The sequence below is a fragment of the Trebonia sp. genome, from assembly GCF_049794275.1.
In the GTDB taxonomy this organism is placed as follows: Bacteria; Actinomycetota; Actinomycetes; order Streptosporangiales; family Streptosporangiaceae; genus Trebonia.
In genome coordinates, this window is the sequence record NZ_JBARCR010000668.1 from 1 (window position 1) to 5,506 (window position 5,506).

The window sequence follows — 5,506 nt, forward strand, 5'->3', positions numbered from 1 at the left end:
GCCGAGGAACGCGGCCGGCCCGATCGAGGGCGCGGCGAGGAACGCCGCGGAGCCGGGATCAACCGTGACCGGCACTCCCCTGCGCGCTGCCTCGGCGAGCAGCCCGCGCGCGACCGCCCGCGGCCCGGGCTCGAAGAAGGAGTAGCCGGTGAGGTGCAGCAGCGCCGCGTCATCGAGCAGGGCAGCAGGCACGTCGGCCGGCCCCAGCCGCAGGTTCGCGCCCCGGTCGGTGATCATGGTCCGCTCACCGTCGGGTCCGACGAGCACGACGATCGTCCCGGTAGGCGCCGACTCGTCGGCCGCCAGCCGCGGCTCGACGCCGAACCTGGCGAGCTCCCGCCGGTGGAACTCGGCGTCCCGCGCGCCCGCCCGCCCGGCGAACACCACATCCATCCCCAGCTCGGCCAGCCACGCGGCCTGGTTGGCGGCGGAACCGCCCGGCCGGCTCCTGATCACCGCCGGGTTGTCGTCGCCGAGCGCGAGCGGCCACGGCGCCTGCACCAGGACGTCGTTGATCACGTCCCCCACGACTAGCACCCGCGGCAACGGGCACCCCCCGCCGCGCTCGTCAGGGCCGGGGGCCCCGGCTGGCCCACGCGGCGGCGATCTGGCCGGCCAGCGTGATGTTGCCGCGGGCAACCTCCAGGTTGACCAGCACGCTCGCGCCGTCGGTGGCGCGCTGCACGTGATCGAGCAGGAACGGCGTCACCGCCTTGCCGCGGATCCCGGCGGTCTCGGCGGCGGCCAGCGCCTCGGCGAGCACGCGGTCGTGCAGCTCCGGGTCGAGCTGTCTGTCCGGGGGCAACGGGTTGCCGATGAGCAGCGCGGACTCGTCGCCGAGCAGGTCCCTCGCCGCCATGACGGCGGCGATCTCCTCCGGCGTGTCCAGCCGCCAGTCGAGATCCTGACCGGAGTCGGTCAGGTAAAAGCCGGGGAACCTGTTCGTCCGGTAGCCCGCGACCGCCACGCCGAGCGTCTCGAGGCGCTCCAGGGTCGCCGGGATGTCCAGGATCGACTTCACGCCCGCCGACACCACGGTGATCGGGGTCCTGGACAGCGCGGTCAGGTCCGCCGATTCGTCGGCCGACTCGGCGAAGCCGCGGTGCACGCCGCCGAGCCCGCCGGTCGCGAACACCCGGATCCCGGCCTTCGCGGCCAGCACCGCGGTGGCCGCGACCGTGGTGCCGGCGGTCCGCTTCCCGGCCATCGCCAGCCCGAGGTCCCGGCTGCTCACCTTGACCACCGACTCGTCCAGCGCGATCCGCTCCAGGCCGGCGTCGTCAAGCCCGGCTCGCAGCACGCCGTCGATCACCGCGATCGTGGCGGGCGTCACCCCGGCCTCGGTGAGCAGCTGCTCGAACGACCTGGCCGCGGTGAGGTTCGCCGGCCGCGGCAGGCCGTGGGAGATGATCGTCGACTCGAGCGCCACCACGGGCCGCCCCGCCGCGAGCGCGGCGCGGACCGCTGGAGACAGTTCCGGCACATCAGGCATGCCCCGACACTATCCGGCCGCTAGCCAGGCATCATATGGTGCTTGGCAGCGAGCAAAGACCAGATCCAAAGACGGAGGCCCGAGTGAGCGAGCGAACGAAGTTCATCCTCGATGAGTCGCAGATTCCTGCGCAGTGGTACAACGTGATCCCGGACCTGCCCGCACCGCCGCCTCCGCCGCTGCACCCGGGCACGGGCCAGCCGGTCGGCCCTGATGACCTCGCGCCGCTCTTCCCCATGGAGCTCATCGGCCAGGAAGTCACCGGCGACAGGTACGTGGACATCCCCGGCGAGGTCATCGACGTCTACAAACTGTGGCGGCCGACCCCGCTGTTCCGCGCGCGGCGGCTCGAGAAGGCGCTGAACACGCCGGCCCGGATCTACTACAAGTACGAGGGCGTCTCCCCCGCCGGGTCGCACAAGCCGAACACCGCCGTCCCGCAGGCGTTCTACAACTCGCGCGAGGGCACCAAGCGGCTCACCACCGAGACCGGCGCCGGCCAGTGGGGCAGCGCACTGGCGTTCGCCTGCGCGCAGTACGGCCTGGACTGCGAGATCTGGATGGTCCGCGCCTCCTACGACCAGAAGCCGCACCGCCGGACGCTGATGGAGACCTATGGCGCGACGGTGCACCCGAGCCCGTCGCGGGCCACCAACGCGGGCCTGAAGGTGCTCGCGGACGATCCGGACTCCACCGGCAGCCTCGGCATCGCGATCAGCGAGGCCGTCGAGGCGGCCGGCGGCAGCGCGGAGACCAGGTACGCGCTCGGCTCGGTGCTCAACCACGTGCTGATGCACCAGACCGTCATCGGCCAGGAGGCGCTCGCGCAGTTCGAGCTGGCCGGGGAAGAGGCCGGGCCCGACCTGATCGTCGGCTGCACCGGCGGCGGGTCGAACTTCGCCGGGCTGTTCTTCCCGTTCCTGCGGGAGAAGCTGGCCGGACGGATGAACCCGGTTATCAGGGCTGTCGAGCCCACCGCGTGCCCGTCGTTCACCCGGGGGGTCTACGCGTACGACTTCGGCGACACGGCCGGGATGACCCCGCTGCTGAAGATGCACACGCTCGGCCACGCCTTCATCCCCGCCCCCGTGCACGCCGGCGGACTGCGCTACCACGGGATGTCGCCGCTGCTGTCGCACATGTACGAGCTCGGGCTGTTCGAGGCCGTCGCCAAGCCGCAGCTGGAATGCTTCGCCGCCGCCGTGACCTTCGCCAGGTCGGAGGGCATCCTGCCCGCGCCGGAGCCGTCGCACGCGATCGCCGCCGTGGTCGAGGAGGCCAAGCGGTGCGCCGAAACCGGCGAGGAGAAGGTGATCCTCACCGCGCTGTGCGGCCACGGCCACTTCGACATGACCGCCTACGAGCGGTACCTGTCCGGCGAGATGACCGACTACGACCTGCCGCAGGACCGCATCGACGCCGCGATCGCGGACCTTCCCGTGGTTCCCGGGGCCTAGTCACCGCGGCCCGCGCCGCCCGCCATTGGCGGTGTGGCCCACAACGCCAATAGGTTCGCACCTGTGGGCCACACCGCCAACTCGGAGGACCGGGGGCGTCCGGCCTGCCGCGCAGACGGCGGGGCTGAGGAGTCAGCCGCGCACGTTCGGGATAAGACGGATGAGGAGTCGCGGCGGCGTGCCACCGATGCGGCGAGGGTCCCCAGGGCGGCGGCCGTCATCTCCATGTCCATGCAGGCGTCGGTCACGCTCTGCCCGTAGGTAAGCGTCGCCGGCTTGCCCGGGTTCTGGCGGCCCGCCACCAGGAAGCTTTCCAGCATGACGCCGGAAACGCCGCGCTCACCCGCGGTGATCTGCTCCGCCAGCGACTCGGCGACGGCGGGCTGGCGGCGGTAGTCCTTGCCGCTGTTGCCGTGGCTCGCGTCCACCATCAGCCGACGTGGCAGCCCGGCCGCGGCGACCAGGTCCAGCGCCTTGTCCACATGGGAAGCCGAGTAGTTCGGGCCGCCGCGGCCGCCGCGCAAGATCACGTGCGTGTCGGAGTTGCCGCTAGTGGTTACCACCGCCGCGGCGCCGTACTCGGTGACGCCGAAGAACGTGTGCCCGGCCGCCGCGGCGCGGCACGCGTCCACCGCGACCTGGACGTCGCCGTCGGTGCCATTCTTGAAGCCCACCGGCATCGACAGGCCCGACGCGAGCTGCCGGTGGACCTGGCTCTCCGTCGTCCGCGCCCCGATCGCGCCCCAGGTCACGGCGTCGGCGATGTACTGCGGGGTGATCGGGTCCAGCCACTCGCAGCCGACCGGCATGCCGGCGCCCAGGATGTCAAGCAGCAGCCGGCGGGCGGCGCGCAGCCCGCGGTGCACGTCGAAGCTCTCGTCCATGCCCGGGTCGTTGATCAGGCCCTTCCAGCCGGTGACCGTGCGCGGCTTCTCGAAGTACACGCGCATCACGATCAGCAGGTCATCGGCGTACCGGTCACGGAGCTCGATAAGGCGGGCGGCGTAGTCCAGCGCCGCCTTCGGGTCGTGCACAGAACACGGGCCGGTGACGATCAGCAGCCGGCCGTCGGCGCCGTCGAGCACGGCGCGGACCTCCGCCCTCGTGCGCTCCACCGTCTCCGCCTCGGCCGCGGTGAGCGGAAGCTCATCGAGCAGCGCGGCCGGCGCCAGCAGCGGCTCGTAGCCGACGATCCGGGTATCCCTGACGCGTGACATCGGGGTCTTCTCCTCCCGGGCGACGCCGCCGCCCGTGTCTGCCGGGAGCCAGCTACGCCCTGTCATTCACGACGGGACGTCGCTGCCCCGTCCTTCAGCTGGCTCCGGGCGGTGATAAGCGCACGCCAGTACGCGCGGCCCCACCCGGAGCCTGCGTAAAGCGCCTATACCACCGCGACACGCGGTCGATCATACACGGCGGTGGCAGCGAGAAGGCCGCGTGCGTGGCGCTCGGCGTGCTGCACGGGCAGACTGCCCACTGAGGTGGAAATGCTGGTAGCCCCGACCGGATTCGAACCGGCGTTACCGCCTTGAGAGGGCGACGTCCTAGGCCTCTAGACGACGGGGCCGAGCGGAAATACCTTACCGCCTCCGAGGGAGTGCAGCCAACACGAGGCGCCCGGCACGCCTCACGCCCCGCGCGCCAGCTGCCCGGCGGCGGCCACCAGCTCGCCGTTCCCTGTGGCGACAGAGCCGTCCGGCAGGACCGTCGTGTCCTCGAGGCCGACCCGGATGTCCTGCCCCTTCGCGACCGCGGCCCGCATCACATCCCAGGTGGCCACGCCGTAACCGTGGTGCAGCTGTGGCGCCCCGATCCCTAGCCTCGTCAGTTCCGCCGACGCCTCCGCGGCTGTCGCGACGGCCCCGTCCGGTGACCGGTCGACCGGTTCGAGCAGCACCCGGATCACCCGGCCGCCGAACGAACTCGCGCCGAGCAGCCGCGCGTCCTCCACGGTCCAGACGCCCGCCTCGATCTCGATGCCCAGGCTGGTCAGCAAGTCGGCGAGCGCGTCGGTGCCCGGCTCGTTCACGTTGATGGAGGCGAAGTCCGGCCTGTGCTGCCCGGTCCACCGCTCGACAAGGGACATCCGGCGTGCGGTATCCCCGTCGACCGTCCAGATGCCGGTGGTCACGCCGGCCGGCAGCCCGCTCGCCGCCCGCACGGCGGCCACCGCGGCGAGCACGTGGTCAGGGATCAGGGTCTGCGCCCCGGACGGGTCACGCGGATGCAGGTGAACCGACTCCGCTCCGGCGGCGGCCGACGCGCGGGCCTCGGCGGCGAGCTCGGCCGGGGTCAGCGGGACCGCCGGGTGCTCGGCACGCGTGGTGGAGCCGTTGAGGCAGGCCTGAATCAGCACACTGAGCCTCCCGGGATCGCCAGAAACGTACGAGATGAGGCGGAAAGCAAACGTGGCACGGAGGCCACATTAGGCCATCCGTGCCACGAAAAAAGCTGGGGTACCAGGACTCGAACCTAGACTAACAGGGCCAGAACCTGTCGGGCTGCCAATTACCCCATACCCCATGGGCGCGCCCAGTCTGCCCTACCGGCGCCGATG

At 71.8% G+C, this 5,506-nt stretch carries 4 protein-coding genes, 2 tRNA genes and 1 pseudogene; 1 reads left to right on the forward strand and 6 read right to left on the reverse strand.

What is annotated here, in order from left to right:
* The coding region (locus WA805_RS17930; RefSeq protein ID WP_425242903.1) for a carbohydrate kinase family protein at positions 1-528 on the reverse strand (528 nt) is incomplete at its 3' end.
* A 40-nt stretch (positions 529-568) separates the two neighbouring features.
* The gene (locus WA805_RS17935; protein WP_422338812.1) at positions 569-1,492 is read right to left on the reverse strand and encodes a pseudouridine-5'-phosphate glycosidase; all 924 of its coding nucleotides are present in this window, start codon (positions 1,490-1,492) and stop codon (positions 569-571) included.
* 83 nt (positions 1,493-1,575) lie between these two features.
* On the opposite strand from WA805_RS17935, the gene WA805_RS17940 reads away from it, so the two are divergent.
* The gene (locus tag WA805_RS17940; RefSeq protein WP_425242904.1) at positions 1,576-2,949 is read left to right on the forward strand and encodes a TrpB-like pyridoxal phosphate-dependent enzyme; all 1,374 of its coding nucleotides are present in this window, start codon (positions 1,576-1,578) and stop codon (positions 2,947-2,949) included.
* A 170-nt stretch (positions 2,950-3,119) separates the two neighbouring features.
* On the opposite strand, the pseudogene WA805_RS17945 reads toward WA805_RS17940, so the two are convergent.
* The 4 genes and pseudogenes from WA805_RS17945 to WA805_RS17960 all read right to left on the reverse strand — a co-directional run.
* Positions 3,120-4,166, reverse strand: a pseudogene (locus WA805_RS17945) (3-deoxy-7-phosphoheptulonate synthase); the annotation flags it as partial.
* A 274-nt stretch (positions 4,167-4,440) separates the two neighbouring features.
* Positions 4,441-4,516 (reverse strand) — tRNA-Glu (locus WA805_RS17950).
* A 60-nt stretch (positions 4,517-4,576) separates the two neighbouring features.
* Positions 4,577-5,305: a 3-keto-5-aminohexanoate cleavage protein gene (locus WA805_RS17955; RefSeq protein WP_422338811.1), complete on the reverse strand. Its 729-nt coding sequence runs from the start codon at positions 5,303-5,305 to the stop codon at positions 4,577-4,579.
* Between the two features lie 95 nt (positions 5,306-5,400).
* Positions 5,401-5,472: transfer RNA gene (locus WA805_RS17960), tRNA-Gln, on the reverse strand.
* Between the last annotated feature and the right edge of the window lie 34 nt (positions 5,473-5,506).